The sequence below is a fragment of the Enterobacter sp. JJBC genome (assembly GCF_036936505.1).
In the GTDB taxonomy this organism is placed as follows: Bacteria; Pseudomonadota; Gammaproteobacteria; order Enterobacterales; family Enterobacteriaceae; genus Enterobacter; species Enterobacter hormaechei_C.
The window spans coordinates 1,316,082-1,333,623 of record NZ_CP136935.1; the positions used below are offsets into that span (position 1 = coordinate 1,316,082).

A 17,542-nucleotide genomic window follows, 5' to 3' on the forward strand; every position below is an offset into this window, starting at 1 on the left:
GGAAAAATGCCTACTTAAACAACGCATTCAATCTGTCTAACACCAGCATCGCGCTGTAATAATCCAGGCGGAACGTCTCCGTTCCCAGCGCCCAGACGCGCTTGTTCTTCACCGACGGCAGATGCGCCAGCAGCGGATTGGCGTAAATCGCATTCACGTCTTTCTGGTCGCCGGCAAACACGAACAGCCCTTCGCCGTTCAGCCCCGTCGCCAGATTTTCTCCACCCAGCTGAATAATGTCGTGGCGCTTGCCCTGGCTTGTTGAGGTCTGCAAACCGGCAGGCAGGTCCGCCAGCGTAAAGCCCAGCTGGTGCAGCAGCTTGCCCTGCGCGGAGTCTGTCGTCCACAGGTTCGCCGTGTGTGCCGCGGCGGTGTAAACGATGGCGTTCACCGGCTGTGGCGGCAGCTTCATCTGCTGCTTCACCTGGGCGAGCTGTTTATCGAAGGCAGCGATGCGCTCTGCGGCCTGTGTCTCCTGCCCGGTGATCGTCCCCAGCTGGGTCAGCAGTTCCTGCCAGCTTTTGTCGTCGTAATTGATGATAAGCGTCGGCGCGATGGCGGAAAGCTGCTCGTAGAGCGCAAGCGCGGAATCCCCGCCTGTGGCGCTGATCAAAATCAGGTCCGGCATCTGGGCCGCGACCGCTTCGGCGCTCGGCTCGCCGATGTACAGCCGGGCAACCTTACGCTGCTTCGCGATATCGCCCCACTGACGTAAAAAGCCCTGCGCATCCGCCACGCGGTTGTTCGGCGTGGTCGCACCGCTGGCAATGACCGGCGCGTCAATGGCCAGCAGGGAGCCGGTTAAGGTCACGCTGGTGGAGACAATGCGCGTCGGTTTGCTCTCAAGCGTGTGAACGCCGCGGCTGTCGGAGACCTGGCGCGGCCAGTCGTCGGCGGCGGCTGAGGTTAGTCCTAAAACAAAAAGTCCTGTTAAAAGAAGGGCATTGCGGCAAACGGCAGCGATTTTCACAGAGCGGCATCCTGATTTTATTGAAGATAATGCTTCTCATTTTCAGGGCTGTAGGGAAGGGATGCAAGCGTTTGTCGCACAAGTTATTTGCCCGACGGTTGACAGCGGGGCGATGTGGGATTAGGTTAGCCGACGAAAATATAAATGATAATCATTATTGCTTCTTTTATCATTTTAAGGAGGATGATATGGACACGTCCCTGGCTGAGGAAGTTCAGCACACCGCGACTACGCTGCAAGCAGATAGCTTTTTCTTTATGTCGCCTTACCGCAGTTTTACCACGTCCGGCTGTTTTGCCCGTTTTTCTGAACCCTCCGTAGGCGGTGACGATCCGGCGGGTCCCTTTCAGCAGAAATTAGCTCAGGCTTTCCGGAATGCGAAAAACAGCGGCATTGCCCATCCGGTGATGGTAGGGGCGATCCCCTTCGATACCCGCAAACCGTCATCGCTGTTTATTCCGCAACGCTGGCAAACCTTCTCCCGCCCGGCGCGTCAGCAGTCCGCACGCTACGCCTCCGGCGCGCAGACGCTGAACGTGCAACAGCGCACCGAGATCCCGCCGCAGCCGGTTTTCGAGGAGATGGTTGCTCGCGCCGCGTCGCTCACCGCCACGCCGCAGGTGAATAAGGTGGTGCTGTCGCGCCTGATTGATATTGCCACCGACAAACAGATTGATAGCAGCGCGCTGATGGAGCGTCTTATCGCCCAGAACCCGGCGAGCTTTAACTTCCACGTACCGCTGGAAGACGGCGGCGTGCTGCTGGGCGCCAGCCCGGAACTGCTGCTGCGTAAAGAGGGCGCGCACTTTAGTTCGCTGCCGCTGGCGGGCTCTGCGCGCCGTCAGCCGGACGATGTGCTGGATCGCGAAGCGGGCACTAAGCTGCTGGCCTCCGAAAAAGACCGTCACGAGCACGACCTGGTAACCCAGGCGATGAAAACCATTCTGGAACCGCGCAGCCATCATCTGAGCATGCCGGCTTCCCCGCAGCTCATTACCACCCCAACGCTGTGGCATCTGGCCACGCCGGTTGAGGGTGACGCGCGTGAAAACGAGAACGCCCTGACGCTGGCCTGCCTGCTGCACCCGACCCCGGCCCTGAGCGGTTTCCCGCATCAGGCGGCAAAAGAACTCATTGCCGAGCTGGAGCCCTTCGACCGCGAACTGTTCGGCGGCATCGTTGGCTGGTGCGACAGCGAAGGTAACGGCGAGTGGGTGGTAACTATCCGCTGCGCGCGGCTGCATCAAAATACCGTTCGCCTGTTTGCCGGCGCGGGCATTGTGCCTGCTTCTTCCCCGGTGGGCGAGTGGCGCGAGACGGGCGTGAAGCTCTCCACCATGCTCAACGTGTTTGGTTTGCACTAAGGAATACTCATGACCATCCCTTTTACCCGCTGGCCTGAGGATTTTGCCCGGCGCTACCGTGAAAAAGGCTACTGGCAGGATCTGCCGCTGACCCACATCCTGACGGACCATGCGGACAGCGATGCGGTCGCGATAATTGACGGCGATCGCCGCATCACCTACCGCGCGTTTAATCAGGCGGTGACGAATCTGGCGTCCGCCCTTCAGGCGCAGGGGCTGCATCGCGGCGAGACCGCGCTGGTGCAGCTCGGCAACGTGGCCGAGTTCTACATCACCTTCTTCGCGCTACTGCAAATCGGCGTCGCGCCGGTCAACGCGCTCTTTAGCCATCAGCGCAGTGAACTCAACGCCTACGCGGAGCAGATCAAACCCGCCGTACTGATTGCCGATCGCGACCACGCGCTGTTCTCGGGCGATGATTTTCTCAACACCTTTGTGGATGCGCATCGCTCGGTACGCGTTGTGCTGCTACGCGGCGATAAGGGCGAACACGCGCTGGAGGCGGCGATTTCACGCCCGGCGGACAATTTCATCCCGAACCCGACGCCCGCCGACGAAGTGGCGTTCTTCCAGCTCTCCGGCGGCAGCACCGGCACGCCGAAGCTGATCCCGCGTACGCACAACGACTACGACTACAGCATTCGCCGCAGCAACGAAATCTGCGGTATCACTGCGCACACCCGCTATCTGAACGCGCTTCCCGCGGCGCACAACTACGCCATGAGTTCGCCGGGATCGTTAGGCGTTTTCACGGCGGGCGGCTGCGTGGTGCTGGCGAACGATCCGAGCGCCACGCTCTGCTTCCCGCTGATTGAGCAGCATCAGATCAACGTCACCTCGCTGGTGCCGCCCGCGGTCAGCCTGTGGTTGCAGGCGATTGCCGACGGCGCGGGGAACGCCCAGCTGAAATCCCTCGAACTGCTCCAGGTAGGCGGCGCACGTCTCTCCGCCACGCTTGCGGCGCGCATTCCGGCGGAAATTGGCTGCCAGCTTCAGCAGGTGTTTGGCATGGCGGAAGGGCTGGTGAACTACACCGCCCTCGACGATGCGCCGGAGCGCATCATCAATACCCAGGGCCGCCCGATGTGCCCGGACGATGAAGTGTGGGTGGCGGATGAGGACGGCAACCCGCTGCCGCGCGGGGAAGTCGGGCGTCTGATGACGCGCGGCCCGTATACCTTCCGCGGCTATTTCAACAGCCCGGAACACAACGCCAGCGCCTTTGATGCCAACGGTTTCTACTGCTCGGGCGATCTGATCGCCATCGACGAGCAGGGTTACATCACCGTGCAGGGGCGCGAGAAAGATCAGATCAACCGCGGTGGCGAGAAGATCGCCGCCGAAGAGATCGAAAACCTGCTGCTGCGCCACGACGCGGTGATCCACGCCGCGCTGGTGAGCATGGAGGACAGCCTGCTGGGCGAAAAAAGCTGCGCGTACCTGGTGGTGAAACAGCCCCTGCGCGCGGTGGAGGTGCGACGCTTCCTGCGCGAGCAGGGCGTTGCCGAATTTAAGCTGCCGGACCGCGTGGAGAGCGTGGATGCGCTTCCGCTCACGCCGGTCGGCAAAGTTGATAAGAAACAGTTGCGCCTGTGGCTTGCTGAACGCGCCCGGGGCTGAGGAACAGAGAATGGCCATTCCAAAATTAACCGCATACGCGCTGCCAACCGCCGCCGAACTGCCGACCAGTAAAGTGAACTGGGCGTTTGAACCGGAGCGCGCCGCGCTGCTGATCCACGATATGCAGGAGTACTTCCTGAACTTCTGGGGCGAAAATAGCGACATGATGCAGCAGGTAGTGGCGAACATCGCTAAACTGCGCGCGTACTGCAAAGAGCACAATATTCCGGTGTACTACACCGCGCAGCCGAAAGATCAGAGCGATGAAGACCGTGCCCTGCTGAACGACATGTGGGGGCCGGGCCTGACCCGTTCGCCGGAGCAGCAGCGCATCGTCGCTGAGCTGACCCCGGATGAAGCGGACACCGTGCTGGTGAAGTGGCGCTACAGCGCGTTTCACCGCTCGCCGCTGGAGCAGATGCTGAAAGAGACCGGGCGCAACCAGCTTTTGATCACCGGCGTATACGCCCACATCGGCTGCATGACCACCGCCACCGACGCCTTTATGCGCGACATTAAACCGTTCTTTATCGCCGACGCGCTGGCGGATTTCACCCGCGACGAGCACCTGATGTCGCTGAAATACGTGGCAGGGCGTTCGGGCCGCGTGGTGATGACCGACGAGCTGCTGCCGTCTGTTCCGGCAACGAAAGCCGCGCTGCGTGAGCTGATCCTGCCGCTGCTGGACGAGTCCGACGAGCCGATGGATGATGAAAACCTGATCGACTATGGTCTGGATTCAGTACGGATGATGGCGCTCGCCGCCCGCTGGCGCAAAGTGCACGGCGACATTGATTTCGTGATGCTGGCAAAAAATCCGACCCTCGATGCCTGGTGGGCGCTGCTCTCCCGCGAGGTGAAGTGATGGCTTTTGATTTTACCGGTAAAACCGTCTGGGTGACGGGCGCGGGTAAGGGCATTGGCTATGCGACCGCGCTGGCATTTGTGGAGGCCGGGGCGCAGGTGACCGGGTTCGATCTGGCTTTCCCTCACGGCGAATATCCGTTTGCTACCGAAACGCTGGACGTGGCGGATGCGGCGCAGGCGAGTGACGTCTGCGGGCGTTTGCTCAGCAGCCTTGAGCGGCTCGACGTGCTGGTTAACGCAGCGGGCATTCTGCGTATGGGCGCGACGGATCAGCTTTCGCAGGAGGACTGGCAGCAGACCTTTGCGGTCAACGTCGGCGGCGCGTTCAACCTGTTCCAGCAGACGATGGGCCAGTTCCGTCGTCAGCAGGGTGGGGCGATTGTGACGGTGGCCTCTGACGCGGCGCACACGCCGCGCATCGGCATGAGCGCCTACGGCGCGTCGAAAGCGGCGCTGAAAAGCCTGGCGCTGACAGTCGGGCTGGAACTGGCGGGCAGCGGCGTACGCTGTAACCTGGTGTCGCCGGGTTCAACGGATACCGACATGCAGCGCACCCTGTGGACCAGCGACGATGCGGAACAGCGGCGCATTCGCGGCTTTGGCGAGCAGTTCAAGCTTGGCATTCCGCTCGGTAAAATTGCCCGTCCGCAGGAGATTGCTGCGACCGTGCTGTTCCTGGCATCCGATGCCGCCAGCCATATCACCTTGCAGGATATCGTGGTGGACGGCGGCTCCACGCTGGGGGCGTAATGATCTGGAAACGTCATTTAACGCTCGAGGAGCTGAACGCCACCAGCCTGAATACGATGGTGGGGCACCTTGGCATCGTCTATACCCGCCTCGGGGACGATACGCTGGAAGCGGAGATGCCGGTGGATGCGCGCACCCATCAGCCGTTTGGCCTGCTGCACGGCGGCGCCTCGGCGGCGCTGGCGGAAACGCTGGGCTCGATGGCCGGTTTTCTGATGACCCGTGACGGGCAGAACGTGGTGGGTACGGAACTGAATGCCACGCACCACCGCGCAGTCTCACACGGTAAGGTACGCGGCGTGTGTCAGCCGCTGCATCTGGGCCGTTCCAGCCAGAGCTGGGAGATCGTGGTGTTCGACGAGCAGGGGCGGCGGTGCTGTACCTGTCGGTTGAGTACGATGGTGTTGGGGTAAGTCATTCAGCTGAAAGTGATCGGCTTAACACTGTGGTGTAAATCTCTGGTTTGACCACGCATTATTGCGTTTCAAAGTTGTTAAATTTTATCCGTTGTTCTAGAAACAAAATGTAACATCTCACTGTTTCACAACAACGGACAACAACTATGAACAACTCAGGGAAATACCTTACGTGGGCGGTGCTCTCCGTGGTGGGAGCCTTTGCCCTGGGCTATATCGCCCTCAACCGGGGGGAGCAGATCAACGCGCTGTGGATCGTCGTCGCCTCCGTCTGCATTTATCTGATCGCATACCGTTTTTATGGCCGCTATATCGCAAAGACGGTGCTGGGCGTAGACGGCACGCGCATGACGCCGGCCGTGCGTCATAACGACGGTCTGGACTACGTGCCGACCGATAAAAAAGTGCTGTTCGGTCACCATTTCGCGGCGATTGCCGGGGCAGGCCCGCTGGTGGGGCCGGTACTGGCCGCGCAGATGGGCTACCTGCCGGGGATGATCTGGATCCTCGCTGGGGTGGTGCTGGCGGGCGCGGTGCAGGACTTCATGGTGCTGTTCGTCTCCACCCGTCGCGACGGTCGTTCGCTGGGTGAGCTGGTGAAAGAAGAGATGGGGGCAACCGCCGGGGTGATTGCGCTGGTGGCGACCTTTATGATCATGGTGATCATCCTCGCGGTGCTGGCGATGATTGTGGTGAAAGCCTTGACCCACAGCCCGTGGGGAACCTATACCGTCGCCTTCACCATACCGCTGGCGCTGTTCATGGGGATCTACATTCGCTACCTGCGTCCGGGGCGCATTGGTGAAGTGTCAGTCATTGGCCTGGTGTTCCTGGTGTTTGCCATTATCTCCGGCGGCTGGGTGGCGGAAAGCCCGACCTGGGCACCGTTCTTCGACTTCACCGGCGTGCAGCTGACCTGGATGCTGGTAGGCTACGGCTTCGTGGCGGCGGTGCTGCCGGTATGGCTGCTGCTGGCCCCGCGTGACTACCTCTCTACCTTCCTGAAAATCGGCACCATCGTCGGGCTGGCGATCGGCATTCTGATTATGCGCCCGACCCTGACCATGCCTGCGCTGACCAAATTTATTGACGGCACCGGCCCGGTCTGGACCGGCAATCTGTTCCCGTTCCTGTTTATCACCATCGCCTGTGGGGCGGTGTCGGGCTTCCACGCGCTGATTGCCTCCGGGACCACGCCGAAGATGCTGGCGAATGAAAATCAGGCCTGCCTGATTGGCTACGGCGGCATGCTGATGGAGTCCTTCGTGGCGATTATGGCGCTGGTTTCGGCCTGTATTATTGACCCGGGCGTTTACTTTGCGATGAACAGCCCGATGGCGGTGCTGGCCCCGGCCGGCACCGTTGACGTGGTCGCCTCTGCCGCGCAGGTGGTGAGCGGCTGGGGCTTTGCGATTACCCCTGAAACGTTGACGCATATCGCTAATGAGGTCGGCGAGCAGTCGATTATCTCCCGTGCGGGCGGGGCGCCAACGCTGGCGGTGGGCATGGCCTACATCCTGCACGGCGCGCTGGGCGGGCTGATGGATGTCTCGTTCTGGTATCACTTCGCCATTCTGTTCGAGGCGCTGTTTATTCTGACGGCGGTGGATGCGGGTACGCGTGCGGCGCGCTTTATGCTACAGGATCTGCTGGGGGTGATCTCCCCGAACCTGAAGCGGACCGATTCGCTCCCGGCTAACCTGCTGGCGACGGCGCTGTGCGTGCTGGCGTGGGGCTACTTCCTGCATCAGGGCGTGGTCGATCCGCTGGGCGGGATCAACACCCTGTGGCCGCTGTTCGGTATCGCCAACCAGATGCTGGCGGGCATGGCCCTGATGCTCTGCGCGGTAGTGCTGTTCAAGATGAAGCGCCAGCGTTACGCATGGGTGGCGCTGGTGCCAACGGCGTGGCTGCTGATCTGTACCCTGACCGCGGGCTGGCAGAAAGCCTTCAGCCCGGACAACAAGGTGGGCTTCCTGGCGATCGCCAATAAGTTCCAGGCGATGATCGACAGCGGTAAGATCCCGGCACAGTACACCGAATCTCAGCTGTCGCAGCTGGTGTTTAACAACCGTCTGGACGCCGGGCTGACCATCTTCTTTATGGTGGTGGTTGTGGTGCTGGCGTTGTATTCTCTGAAAACCGCGCTGGCGGCGTTGAAAGTCGACAAACCGACGGCGAAAGAGACGCCGTATGAGCCAATGCCTGAGAACCTGGACGAGATTGTCACCCAGGCGAAAGGGGCGCATTAACATTACCAAACCCCCTCACCCTAGCCCTCTCCCCAAAGGGGAGAGGGTGTTAAAGTTCCCTCTCCCCTTTGGGGAGAGGGTCAGGGTGAGGGGAATACAAACGAGAAACTGATTATGTTCGACACCCTTTCCAAAGCAGGTAAATACCTGGGCCAGGCCGCTAAAATGATGATTGGCGTGCCGGATTACGACAACTACGTCGAGCATATGCGCGTCAACCACCCGGACCAGACGCCCATGACCTACGAAGAATTTTTCCGCGACCGTCAGGACGCCCGCTACGGCGGCAAGGGCGGGGCGAAGTGCTGTTAACCCTCTTTCGGTAAATAGAGGCTGATCTGCTCCTGTTTACAGCCGTAAAGTGCCGCCAGCTTTTCGCGGGTGCGCTTTTGCGGTCGGGAGTCCAGCGCTTCCAGCTGTGACACGGCGGACTGGCTGATGCCAAGCTTCTCCGCCACCTCCTGCTGGGACATGCCGCGTAAAATGCGCCAGGCGGCCTGTAGGCTGACGTTCTCGTTATGCATGATGTCGCACACTTCACCCGGTAAACCTACGTTATCGTAGATGTCTGATTCGTAAGGGATGTCTTCCCAGTCGTTTTCATCATCGTCATCGTACTCAAGCATGGCTAAACGCATGCGAAAATATTCACCGTAGGGTATGACAACATACTGTTTTTTTCCTTCTTCATCCTTGATGAACTGAATAGTCATATTCCGTATGCTCCTCATGAAGGTAGGTAGTGGTTGTCCGGCGTTTTACTGCCACTACGTAGCAGATATCACCCGGCGGGTCTCCGAAGGTGTAAATGACCCTGTAATCACCTAATCGCAACCTGTAGTGGTTTTCGGGAGAAGATAATTTCTTGATATCCGCGACAGGTGATGTTTTATCGTCCATCTTCTCCAGCCTGAATTTAATGCGGTTCTGATATCGAGGATCGATTTTAGAAAACTGCTTCTCTGCTGTTTTAGACCACACAATCTTCATCCGTACCTCCACTGTACGCCCACACAAAATATAAGGAAATAATAAGACTATTAGATAAATTCCGAATTTCTAATGAGGTACTGTAGAGCGGAGAATAACCGCGAGAAAGCGGCAAAACGCGAATCATCGAGGCGGCTCGAACAGGCCTCTGCCGGGCGACAGAGGCATACAGTAAATTTGCGATCAGGCGTTCAGACCGCCGTCGACATCCAGACCGGTGCCGGAAATTTGCCCCGCAGCCGGGCTGGCGAGGAAGGTGACTGCCGCTGCGATATCCTCCGGCTGGCCGTAATGGCCCAGGGCAATAAGCTGACGCTGAGAGTCAGCCTGCTCACCGTCTTCCGGGTTCATATCGCTGTTGGTCGGGCCGGGGTGGACCAGGTTGACGGTAATGCCGCGCGGGCCTAAATCACGGGCCAGACCTCGGGTGAGAGAGTTAAGGGCAGACTTGGTCATCGAGTAGACGGCGATCCCCGGCTGCGCCACGCGGTTCGCCAGACAGCTGCCAATGTTGATGATGCGTCCGCCGTCCGACATATGCACCAGCGCTTCCTGAATGGCGATCACCACGCCGCGGATGTTGACGTTGATCAGAGCGTCGATGTCCGCCAGGGTCATGGACTCCAGCGGGCCGCCGCGCGCAATCCCGGCGTTATTGACCAGAATATCCAGCCCGCCGAGGGAGCGCGCCGCCTGCGTGACCGCATCCTGAATCGCCTGCGCGCTGGCGCTGTCGGCCTGAATCGCCTCGCCGTGTCGCCCCAGCGCGTTGATCTCATCGACGACCTGCTGGGCTTTATCGACGGATTTTTCGTAGGTGATAACCACATCGGCACCGGCTCGCGCCAGCGACAGCGCAATCGCCCGACCCAGCCCACGACTGGCGCCGGTAACCAGCGCCTTTTTACCTGTTAAATCGATCTGCATGATGACCTCGTTGCAAGAGTGGAGAGAATCATCATTAGGTATAGCCCGTCGGCGCAATTAACGACTGAAGGATTCCACCTTCGCAAACGCGGCGCGCAGCACCTCAGGCGTTAACGTCACCGGCAGATAGTGAATCGACTCCACCGGGCGCAGGGTGTGGGCAATGACCTTATCCAGCTCGTCGCGGTTGTTTACATCAACGTCCAGCTCGCGAAGCGTGATCGGCAGGTTAAAGCGTTGGTATGCCGCCACCAGCTGCGCCAGCACGTCGTCCTGGCCGAGCAGGGCGCTCTGGACCAGAATGCCGTAGGCCACCTTGGTGCCGTGCAGGTATTTTTCCGTCTGCGGCAGCACGGTTAAGCCGTTGTGCACCGCGTGTGCCGCCGCCACGCGGGTATAGCGCTCACCCAGACCGCCGACCATTCCGCCTCCGGCAATAATCGCATCCACCACGTCCCGGAACGCCTGCGTCTGTTCGCCGCGCTGCTGATCTGCAAGCGCCTCTTCGCTGCGTTCCAGCAGCACGTCGCGGATCGCCAGCGCACCGTTCAGGCCAAGACGCACGGTCAGCGGCAGACTCTCAGGTTGAGGGGCGAGCACCGCCGCTTCGTACCACTTCGCCAGCGTATCGCCGATGCCCGCCAGCAGGTATTCCGCCGGGGCGTTAAGGATGATCTGCGGCTCCACCAGCACCAGAAAGTTGGCGTCGTCAAAAATCTCAAACTGTAGCGCCTGACCGGCATCGTTGTACCACACGGAGAGCGGGGTCCACGCCGCGCAGGTGGCGGCGATAGTGGGAATGCCCACGAACGGCACGCCCAGACGACGCGCCACGGCCTTGACGGTATCCATTACCGCACCGCCGCCCACGCCAATCACCACGCTGGTTTCACTTCCCGACTCGTTTACCAGATGAGTGACGTCACGCTCGCTGCAATGGCCCTTAAACAACAGATGTTTTGCCCCCGTCGCGTTAAAACTCTGCGGCAGATAAGGGCGTGCGCCCTCGATTGCCCGCTCGCCGTAGATCCACACCGCGCGGGAAAGTTGTTCCGGAGTAAAGAAATTATCCAGGTGTGCAAGGCTTCCCGGATGAGAGAAGTAGTTCGCCGGGCCGGGTACGACGCGGATATCGGTGTTGCTCATGAAGTTGTCCTTTTTTAGCAAGCGCTAACCCGATGTTATGTCTGGACATCCGGATGGCTAATAATATTTCGCTTTATCTTATGCCTTTTCCGTCGTTGTCAGTCAACCGGAGCTGTGAAAAATTCGCTAAATCAGAAGAGTAATGAAGGATTTACGCGGATGGTTTCCAGTCGCCTTGAGATGCGCGGTATCAGCCTGGCCTTTTCCGGCTTTCAGGCGCTGTCGCGCGTGGATTTCACCCTGAACGGCGGGTCGGTGCATGCGCTGACCGGTGCCAACGGCGCGGGGAAATCGACGCTGATGGCGGTGCTGTGCGGGACGCACGACCACTATGAAGGCGAAATCTGCATTAACAACCAGCCGGTAAGCATCCGCGAGCCGCTGGACGCCAAACGGCTGGGCATCCACCTCGTGCAGCAGGAGGTGGACGTGGCGCTGATCCCGGGGTTAAGCATTGCTGAAAACATCATGCTCGACCAGCTGGCGCAGCCAGGGCACCGCTACCGCTGGCGCGACATCCGCCAGCAGGCGCGGCAGGCGCTGGCGCAGCTGGATGTTTCGCTCGACGTTCGCCGCTCCATCGACGGCTGCACGCTGGCTGAAAAACAGCAGATTTTGCTGGCGCGGGCGTTATCTCATCACTGCCGTTTTTTGATTCTTGACGAGCCCACCGCGCCGCTGGACGCGCACGAGAGCGAGCGTCTGTTTGCGGTGGTAAGACGTCTGCAACAGCAGGGCATCGGCGTGGTGTTTATCTCTCACCGCATTCACGAGCTAAAAGCTATCTGCGACACCCTGACGGTGCTGCGCGACGGCAAGCTGATTGAGTCTGGCCCGATGGCCGATCTCAGCGGTGAAGCGATCGTTGAGAAGATGCTCGGCCACGTGCTGAGCGATATCTACCCGCCCGCGCGCCCGCCGCACGGCGACGAAACGCTGCTGCGGGTAGAAGGGCTGCACGACGACGCGCTGCTGAAAGATATCTCGCTGCACCTGCGCAAGGGCGAAATTCTCGGCATTGCCGGGCTGGCGGGCGCGGGCAAAACAGAACTCTGTAAGGCGCTGTTTGGCGCCAGTAAAAGCCGCGTCGCGAACGGCGAGCTGAACCATCAGGACTGGAAACCGCGCGACCCGGCGGACTCGGTGCTGCGCGGCCTGGCGCTGGTGCCGGAAGAGCGGCGCAAAGAGGGCATTTTTATCGACGAGCCGGTGAGCATGAATCTTGCCGTGTGCGCCGATAACAGCTTCTCGCGCTGGAGCCTGTTCGGCCATCGTCAGGCGTGGCGCTGGGCGGAGGAGGTGATCGCCCGCGTCGGCGTTCGCGCCCGCGGTCCCGGGCAGGTTTTGCGACGTCTCTCCGGCGGCAACCAGCAGAAGGTCGCCATCGGTAAATGGTTGCGTAATGACGCCAGCGTGCTGATATTCGACGAGCCGACCAAAGGCGTGGACGTGAAGGCCAAAACCGATCTGTTCCAGCTGATTGACGGCCTGGCGCGCGAGGGCAAAGGGGTGATTTACGCCTCGGGCGAATTTGCCGAACTGGTCGGGCTGTGCGACCGCATCTGCGTCCTGTGGGACGGGCGCATCGTGGCGGAAATCGCCGGGGCCGAGGCCCGTGAAGAGACACTACTTTATTATTCAACCGGAGGAACGGCGTCGTGAGCAAGGCCCTTTCAGTGAGCGCGGCGGCGTCTGGCCGTCAGCAGATTTTCGATTTTCTCTACAAGTGGGGCATGTTGCTGACCGTCGTCGCGCTGGTGGCCGTTTTTGGCCTGGCGTCGGACAGCTTCCTCGATCCGAACAACATCATTAACATTCTGCGCTCGATTGCCATCGTGACGGTGATTGCCATCGGCGTGTCGATCTCCCTGACCGTCGGCGGGTTCGATCTCTCGGTGGGATCCACCGCGTCGCTGGCGAACGCGCTGGTGATTTCGCTCTTCGTCTGGCACGGCTTCGGCACCACCGAGTCGATTGTAATCACTCTCGCGCTCTGCACGCTGGTCGGCCTGTTTAACGCCTTTCTGATCGTCATCCTGCGCATTCCGGACATGCTCGCGACCCTTGCCAGCCTGTTTGTCATCCAGGGCGTGGCGATGACCTACAGTTACGGCGGGTCGATTACCGAGAACATGGTGCTGCCGAGCGGCGACATGGCGGAAGGCACCATCCCTGCGACGTTCAGCCTGCTGGGACAGGTACCGACTATCGTGATCGTCATGCTGGTGGTGACGGTGCTGGCGCAGCTTGGCCTCTCGTTGACCACTCACGGTCGTCGCATGTACGCCATTGGCGGTAACCCGGAAGCGGCGCGCCTCTCGGGGATTCGCACCACGCGCTACAAGGTGGCGGCCTACGTGATTGCCTCCCTGCTGGCGGGCCTGGGCGGGATTTTGCTGGCCTCGCGTATTGGCTCATCGCAGGTGAACGCGGGCGGCGGTTACCTGATGGATGCGGTGGCGGCGGCGTGGATCGGCTTCTCGCTGGCCGGGTCCGGCAAGCCGAATGCCCTGGGGACCCTGGTCGGGGCGGTGATTCTCGGCGTGCTGTCGAACGGGCTGGTGATGCTCTCCGTGCCGTATTACGCCATGGACATTATAAAAGGGCTGGTGCTCGCGGTAGCGCTGGCGATTACCTACATACAAAAACGCTGACAACACAACGGGATAAAAAATGAAAAAGATTGCACTCTCTTTGGTGGCATTAGGGTTATTCACCGCTCTGCCTGGCTTCGCGGCCACGCCCGCACCGCTCCCGGCGGCCATTGCCAACCATGACGGCCCCATTCGCATTGCGGTGATCCGCAACCTCGGCTCAGACGACAACACCACGCAGTTTGTTGCCGGGGCCATTCAGGAAGGGAAAAAGCTCGGCTTTAAGGTCAGCACCTTTTTGAGCAACGGGGATGACGCTAAATTCCAGGACTTCGTGAACCAGGCCATCAGCCAGAAATATGACGGGATTATCCTGTCTCAGGGCCGCGATCCGTACTCCACCGCGCTGGTAAAAAAGGCGGTGGATGCCGGGATCAAGGTCGCCGTATTTGATACCGCCGTCAACGGCGAGATTCCGGGCGTGACCGTTACCCAACAGGACGATGCCTCTCTGACCAATCTCTCCTTCGGCCAGCTGGCGAAAGATTTCAACGGCAAGGCCAATATCGTCAAGCTGTGGGTAGCGGGCTTCCCGCCGATGGAGCGTCGTCAGGCGGCGTATAAAGAGTTGCAAAAGCAGTACCCGGAGATTAAAGAGCTGGAGTCCATCGGCGCGGTCTCCTCTGACGTGCAGGGCGACACCGCCAACAAGGTGGGCGCGATCCTGGCGAAATACCCGAAAGGCAAAATCGACGCCATCTGGGGGACCTGGGATGCCTTCAGCCAGGGCGCGTATAAGGCGCTGAAAGAGAACGGCCGCACCGAGATCAAACTCTACAGCATCGACATCTCCAACCAGGATTTACAGCTGATGCGCGAGCCGGGTAGCCCGTGGAAGGTGAGCGTGGCGGTAGATCCGAAGCTGATTGGCGCGACCAACGTACGCCTGATCGCCAACAAGATTGCCGGTGAAGCCACGCCTGCCACCTACGACTTCAAAGCCGCTGCGATCCCGCAGGCGCTGCTGACCGCGCAGCCGGGGGCGGTGAACGTGGCGTCGTTGGGCAAAATCATTCCGGGCTGGGGCCAGACGGAAGATTTTATCGCGCCGTGGTTTGCGACGCTGGAAGCGAAAAATAAATGAGCATGCTTCCTACGCCAGAATACAGCCGCAATATGCGGCTGATTGGCCATAGCGACCAGGGCGGTCGCCCGGACGGCGTGCAGCTGATGGTGCACCGCGGCTTTGCGTATATCGGCCATATGGTGTCGCAGGGCTTTTCGATTGTCGACGTGCGCGATCCAAAAAATCCGAAACCCGCGGGCTATGTCCCCGCGCCGCCGGGCACCTGGAACGTGCACCTCCAGGCGCATGACGACCTGCTGCTGGTGATCAACGCCCGGGATCTGTTTGCCGATGCCCGCTTCGCCGACGAGAAGGTCTACTACACCCGTCAGGTAGGAGAGACCGTCAGCGACGTTCAGGACAGGGGCTGGAGCGCCGGGCTTCGCGTTTTTGATATCTCCACGCCGGACAGGCCGCGCGAAATCGGCTTTCTGTCGCTGAGCGGCATCGGCATTCACCGCATCTGGTACGTCGGTGGCCGCTGGGCATACGTGTCGGCGCTGATCGACGGTTTTACCGACTACATTTTCCTGACCATTGACCTGGCGGACCCGCGCAAGCCCGAGGTGGCGGGGCGCTGGTGGCTGCCGGGGATGAACCAGGCCGCAGGCGAACAGCCGGACTGGCCGGAAGGGAAACGCTACGCGCTGCACCACGCGATTATTGCGGGGGATACCGCGTACGGCAGCTGGCGCGACGGCGGCCTGACGCTGCTGGACGTGAAGGATCGCACCCAGCCTAAGCTCATTAGCCACCGTAACTGGAGCCCGCCGTTTGGCGGTGGGACGCACACCGCGCTGCCGCTGCCGGACCGCGATCTGCTGGTGGTGCTGGACGAAGCGGTGCTCGATAACCAGGAAGACGGCGAGAAGCTGATCTGGCTGTTTGATATTCGCGAGCCGTCGAACCCGGTGAGTATCTCTACCTTCCCGCAGCCGGATGAAATCGACTACGTGGCGAAAGGGGCGCATTTTGGCCCGCACAACCTGCACGAGAACCGGCCGGGGAGCTTTGTCAGCTCAACGCTGATCTTCGCGACGTATCAGAACGCGGGCGTGCGCGCGTATGACATTTCCAATCCGTATCGCCCGGTGGAAACGGGAGCGCTGGTGCCCGCGGCGCCGGAGAGGATGATGGATACGCGGCCGAATCGCCCGCAGGTGATCCAGTCGTGCGACGTGTTTGTGGATGCGCAGGGGATTATTTACAGCACGGATTATAACGGTGGGTTGTCGGTGATTGAGTATCTGGGGTGAGTGCGGTTTGATGCCCTCACCCCGGCCCTCTCCCACGGGGAGAGGGAGAAAATCAACTGTACTGCCGCACCCGCGCCACCAGCTCTTCCGCGCTGTCGATGCGGTCGGCAATCACAATCAGCGCTTTACCGAGGGATATCGCGTGGCGCAGGCATTCGTGACGCATCGCTTCATCCTGAATGGTGTCGATATCCGCCACATGGGAAAGCCCGACGCTGCGGCGAATCAGCTCGGTGCCGCAGAATCCGATGGCATCGTGCCAGACCTTTTTCAGGAATGCGGAGGCATAGCCCGGTGCGCTGAGTGCGGCGTCGCGGGCTTTCTCGTTTGCCAGCACCTGGAAGCGCTCCGCAAAGGTGTTCCACAGTTCCTGAATATCGGTCAGGCGCTGCTCGCGCGCGGCGGCGGCATCGCGAATGCCGAGGTGCCCCGGCAGGCCGCAGAAGTTCAGCAGCAGGTTGCCGATGGCGGTGCCAACGTCAAAGCCAATCGGCCCGAAATAGCCGAACTCAGCGTCGATGGCCTTCAGGCTGCCGTCGGCCACAAAAATCGAACCGCTGTGAATGTCTCCGTGCAGCAGGGCTTCGGCGTGCGAGAAAAAGCGGTGCTTGAGGGAGGCCACGGCGATTTTAAGCTGGGCGTCGTCGCGCAGGGCGGCAACATCGTTTTCCAGCTCGGCCGGGTAGCTGTTGCGCGCGTGGATCTGGTACGGATCGTTGAAGAACAGATCTTCGGTGATCTCGCACATCTCCGGGTTGATGAATTTTGCCACCTGCGCTTTTTTCTCGTGCGGATGCAGATAAAAATCGCTGGTGTGGAAAAGGGTGTGAGCCAGATATTCCCCCAGCTGACGCGCTGCCTGTGGGTAATAATTATTTCTGATCAGCTCGCCGCGCCAGATGCGATGGCTGGAGAGATCTTCCATCACCATCACCGCCAGTTCCGGATCAAAGTGGTGGATTTTCACGGTGTGCTGAGGGCTGTGCTGGTAATGCTCGACCAGGGTTTGCGCTTCAAGACGGGCACGATCCAGCGTCAGCGGCCAGGATTCGCCGACGCAGCGTACGTAGGGCAGCGCCTGCTTAACGACGATGCGGCTGACGCCCGCGCTGTCGAAAATTTTAAAAACCAGATTGAGGTTGCCGTCGCCCACTTCCTGCGCCTCTACCAGGGATGACGGATCGTCAAGTCCGCCAAACTGCCTGGCATACTCCACGGCGTCCTGAGCGGTAAAGGTACGGTATTGCGACATGGCCTGCTCCTC

17 protein-coding genes are annotated in these 17,542 nt (G+C 60.4%); 11 read left to right on the forward strand and 6 right to left on the reverse strand.

All coding sequences use genetic code 11. The features are described from left to right. Window positions 1-10 precede the first annotated feature (10 nt). On the reverse strand, window positions 11-970 hold the full coding sequence (gene fepB, locus RY075_RS06265) for a Fe2+-enterobactin ABC transporter substrate-binding protein (RefSeq protein ID WP_048209166.1): 960 nt from the start codon (window positions 968-970) through the stop codon (window positions 11-13). A 188-nt stretch (window positions 971-1,158) separates the two neighbouring features. Between fepB and entC the strand changes: the two genes are divergently transcribed. The 7 genes from entC to RY075_RS06300 all read left to right on the forward strand — a co-directional run bounded on the left by entC (window position 1,159) and on the right by RY075_RS06300 (window position 8,551). Continuing rightward, the gene (gene entC / locus RY075_RS06270; RefSeq protein ID WP_109948488.1) at window positions 1,159-2,334 is read left to right on the forward strand and encodes an isochorismate synthase EntC; all 1,176 of its coding nucleotides are present in this window, start codon (window positions 1,159-1,161) and stop codon (window positions 2,332-2,334) included. Between the two features lie 9 nt (window positions 2,335-2,343). Continuing rightward, on the forward strand, window positions 2,344-3,954 hold the full coding sequence (gene entE / locus RY075_RS06275; protein WP_023324293.1) for a (2,3-dihydroxybenzoyl)adenylate synthase EntE: 1,611 nt from the start codon (window positions 2,344-2,346) through the stop codon (window positions 3,952-3,954). Window positions 3,955-3,964: 10 nt separating this feature from the next. Further along, entirely contained in the window at window positions 3,965-4,819 is an 855-nt protein-coding gene (locus RY075_RS06280; RefSeq protein WP_017382510.1) for an isochorismatase, read from the forward strand. Then, window positions 4,819-5,571 (forward strand): 2,3-dihydro-2,3-dihydroxybenzoate dehydrogenase EntA, encoded by a 753-nt coding sequence (gene entA, locus RY075_RS06285; RefSeq protein ID WP_023305663.1) that lies wholly within the window; start codon window positions 4,819-4,821, stop codon window positions 5,569-5,571. Before RY075_RS06280 ends, entA begins: the two co-directional genes overlap by 1 nt. After that, a complete protein-coding gene (gene entH / locus RY075_RS06290) occupies window positions 5,571-5,984 on the forward strand; it encodes a proofreading thioesterase EntH (RefSeq protein WP_015571173.1) in 414 nt (137 codons plus the stop codon). Before entA ends, entH begins: the two co-directional genes overlap by 1 nt. A gap of 149 nt (window positions 5,985-6,133) precedes the next feature. Next, entirely contained in the window at window positions 6,134-8,239 is a 2,106-nt protein-coding gene (cstA, locus tag RY075_RS06295) for a pyruvate/proton symporter CstA (RefSeq protein WP_015571172.1), read from the forward strand. A 114-nt stretch (window positions 8,240-8,353) separates the two neighbouring features. Next, complete coding sequence (locus RY075_RS06300) at window positions 8,354-8,551, forward strand: YbdD/YjiX family protein (RefSeq protein ID WP_006809671.1); 198 nt, start codon at window positions 8,354-8,356, stop codon at window positions 8,549-8,551. Here RY075_RS06300 and RY075_RS06305 read toward each other — a convergent pair. The 4 genes from RY075_RS06305 to RY075_RS06320 all read right to left on the reverse strand — a co-directional run bounded on the left by RY075_RS06305 (window position 8,548) and on the right by RY075_RS06320 (window position 11,302). After that, a complete protein-coding gene (locus RY075_RS06305) occupies window positions 8,548-8,952 on the reverse strand; it encodes a helix-turn-helix transcriptional regulator (protein ID WP_023324295.1) in 405 nt (134 codons plus the stop codon). The genes RY075_RS06300 and RY075_RS06305 overlap by 4 nt on opposite strands. After that, window positions 8,927-9,229, reverse strand: a complete 303-nt coding sequence (locus tag RY075_RS06310) for a type II toxin-antitoxin system RelE/ParE family toxin (protein WP_022647393.1) — start codon at window positions 9,227-9,229, stop codon at window positions 8,927-8,929. Before RY075_RS06310 ends, RY075_RS06305 begins: the two co-directional genes overlap by 26 nt. Window positions 9,230-9,412: 183 nt before the next feature. Beyond that, window positions 9,413-10,156: a 3-oxoacyl-ACP reductase family protein gene (locus tag RY075_RS06315; RefSeq protein WP_017382507.1), complete on the reverse strand. Its 744-nt coding sequence runs from the start codon at window positions 10,154-10,156 to the stop codon at window positions 9,413-9,415. A gap of 57 nt (window positions 10,157-10,213) precedes the next feature. Continuing rightward, a complete protein-coding gene (locus tag RY075_RS06320) occupies window positions 10,214-11,302 on the reverse strand; it encodes an oxidoreductase (protein WP_047054246.1) in 1,089 nt (362 codons plus the stop codon). Window positions 11,303-11,461: 159 nt separating this feature from the next. On the opposite strand from RY075_RS06320, the gene RY075_RS06325 reads away from it, so the two are divergent. The 4 genes from RY075_RS06325 to RY075_RS06340 are packed head-to-tail and all read left to right on the forward strand — an operon-like array spanning window position 11,462 to window position 16,278. After that, on the forward strand, window positions 11,462-12,964 hold the full coding sequence (locus RY075_RS06325) for a sugar ABC transporter ATP-binding protein (RefSeq protein ID WP_048209159.1): 1,503 nt from the start codon (window positions 11,462-11,464) through the stop codon (window positions 12,962-12,964). Beyond that, window positions 12,961-13,956 carry an ABC transporter permease gene (locus RY075_RS06330; protein ID WP_022650576.1) on the forward strand — a complete coding sequence of 332 codons (996 nt, stop codon included), beginning with the start codon at window positions 12,961-12,963 and terminating at the stop codon, window positions 13,954-13,956. Before RY075_RS06325 ends, RY075_RS06330 begins: the two co-directional genes overlap by 4 nt. 19 nt (window positions 13,957-13,975) lie before the next feature. Continuing rightward, a complete protein-coding gene (locus RY075_RS06335) occupies window positions 13,976-15,040 on the forward strand; it encodes a sugar ABC transporter substrate-binding protein (RefSeq protein ID WP_022650577.1) in 1,065 nt (354 codons plus the stop codon). After that, on the forward strand, window positions 15,037-16,278 hold the full coding sequence (locus RY075_RS06340; protein ID WP_045332393.1) for an LVIVD repeat-containing protein: 1,242 nt from the start codon (window positions 15,037-15,039) through the stop codon (window positions 16,276-16,278). Before RY075_RS06335 ends, RY075_RS06340 begins: the two co-directional genes overlap by 4 nt. A gap of 52 nt (window positions 16,279-16,330) precedes the next feature. On the opposite strand, the gene mtnK is transcribed toward RY075_RS06340, so the two are convergent. Beyond that, the gene (gene mtnK, locus RY075_RS06345) at window positions 16,331-17,530 is read right to left on the reverse strand and encodes an S-methyl-5-thioribose kinase (RefSeq protein ID WP_045342263.1); all 1,200 of its coding nucleotides are present in this window, start codon (window positions 17,528-17,530) and stop codon (window positions 16,331-16,333) included. Window positions 17,531-17,542: the final 12 nt, after the last annotated feature.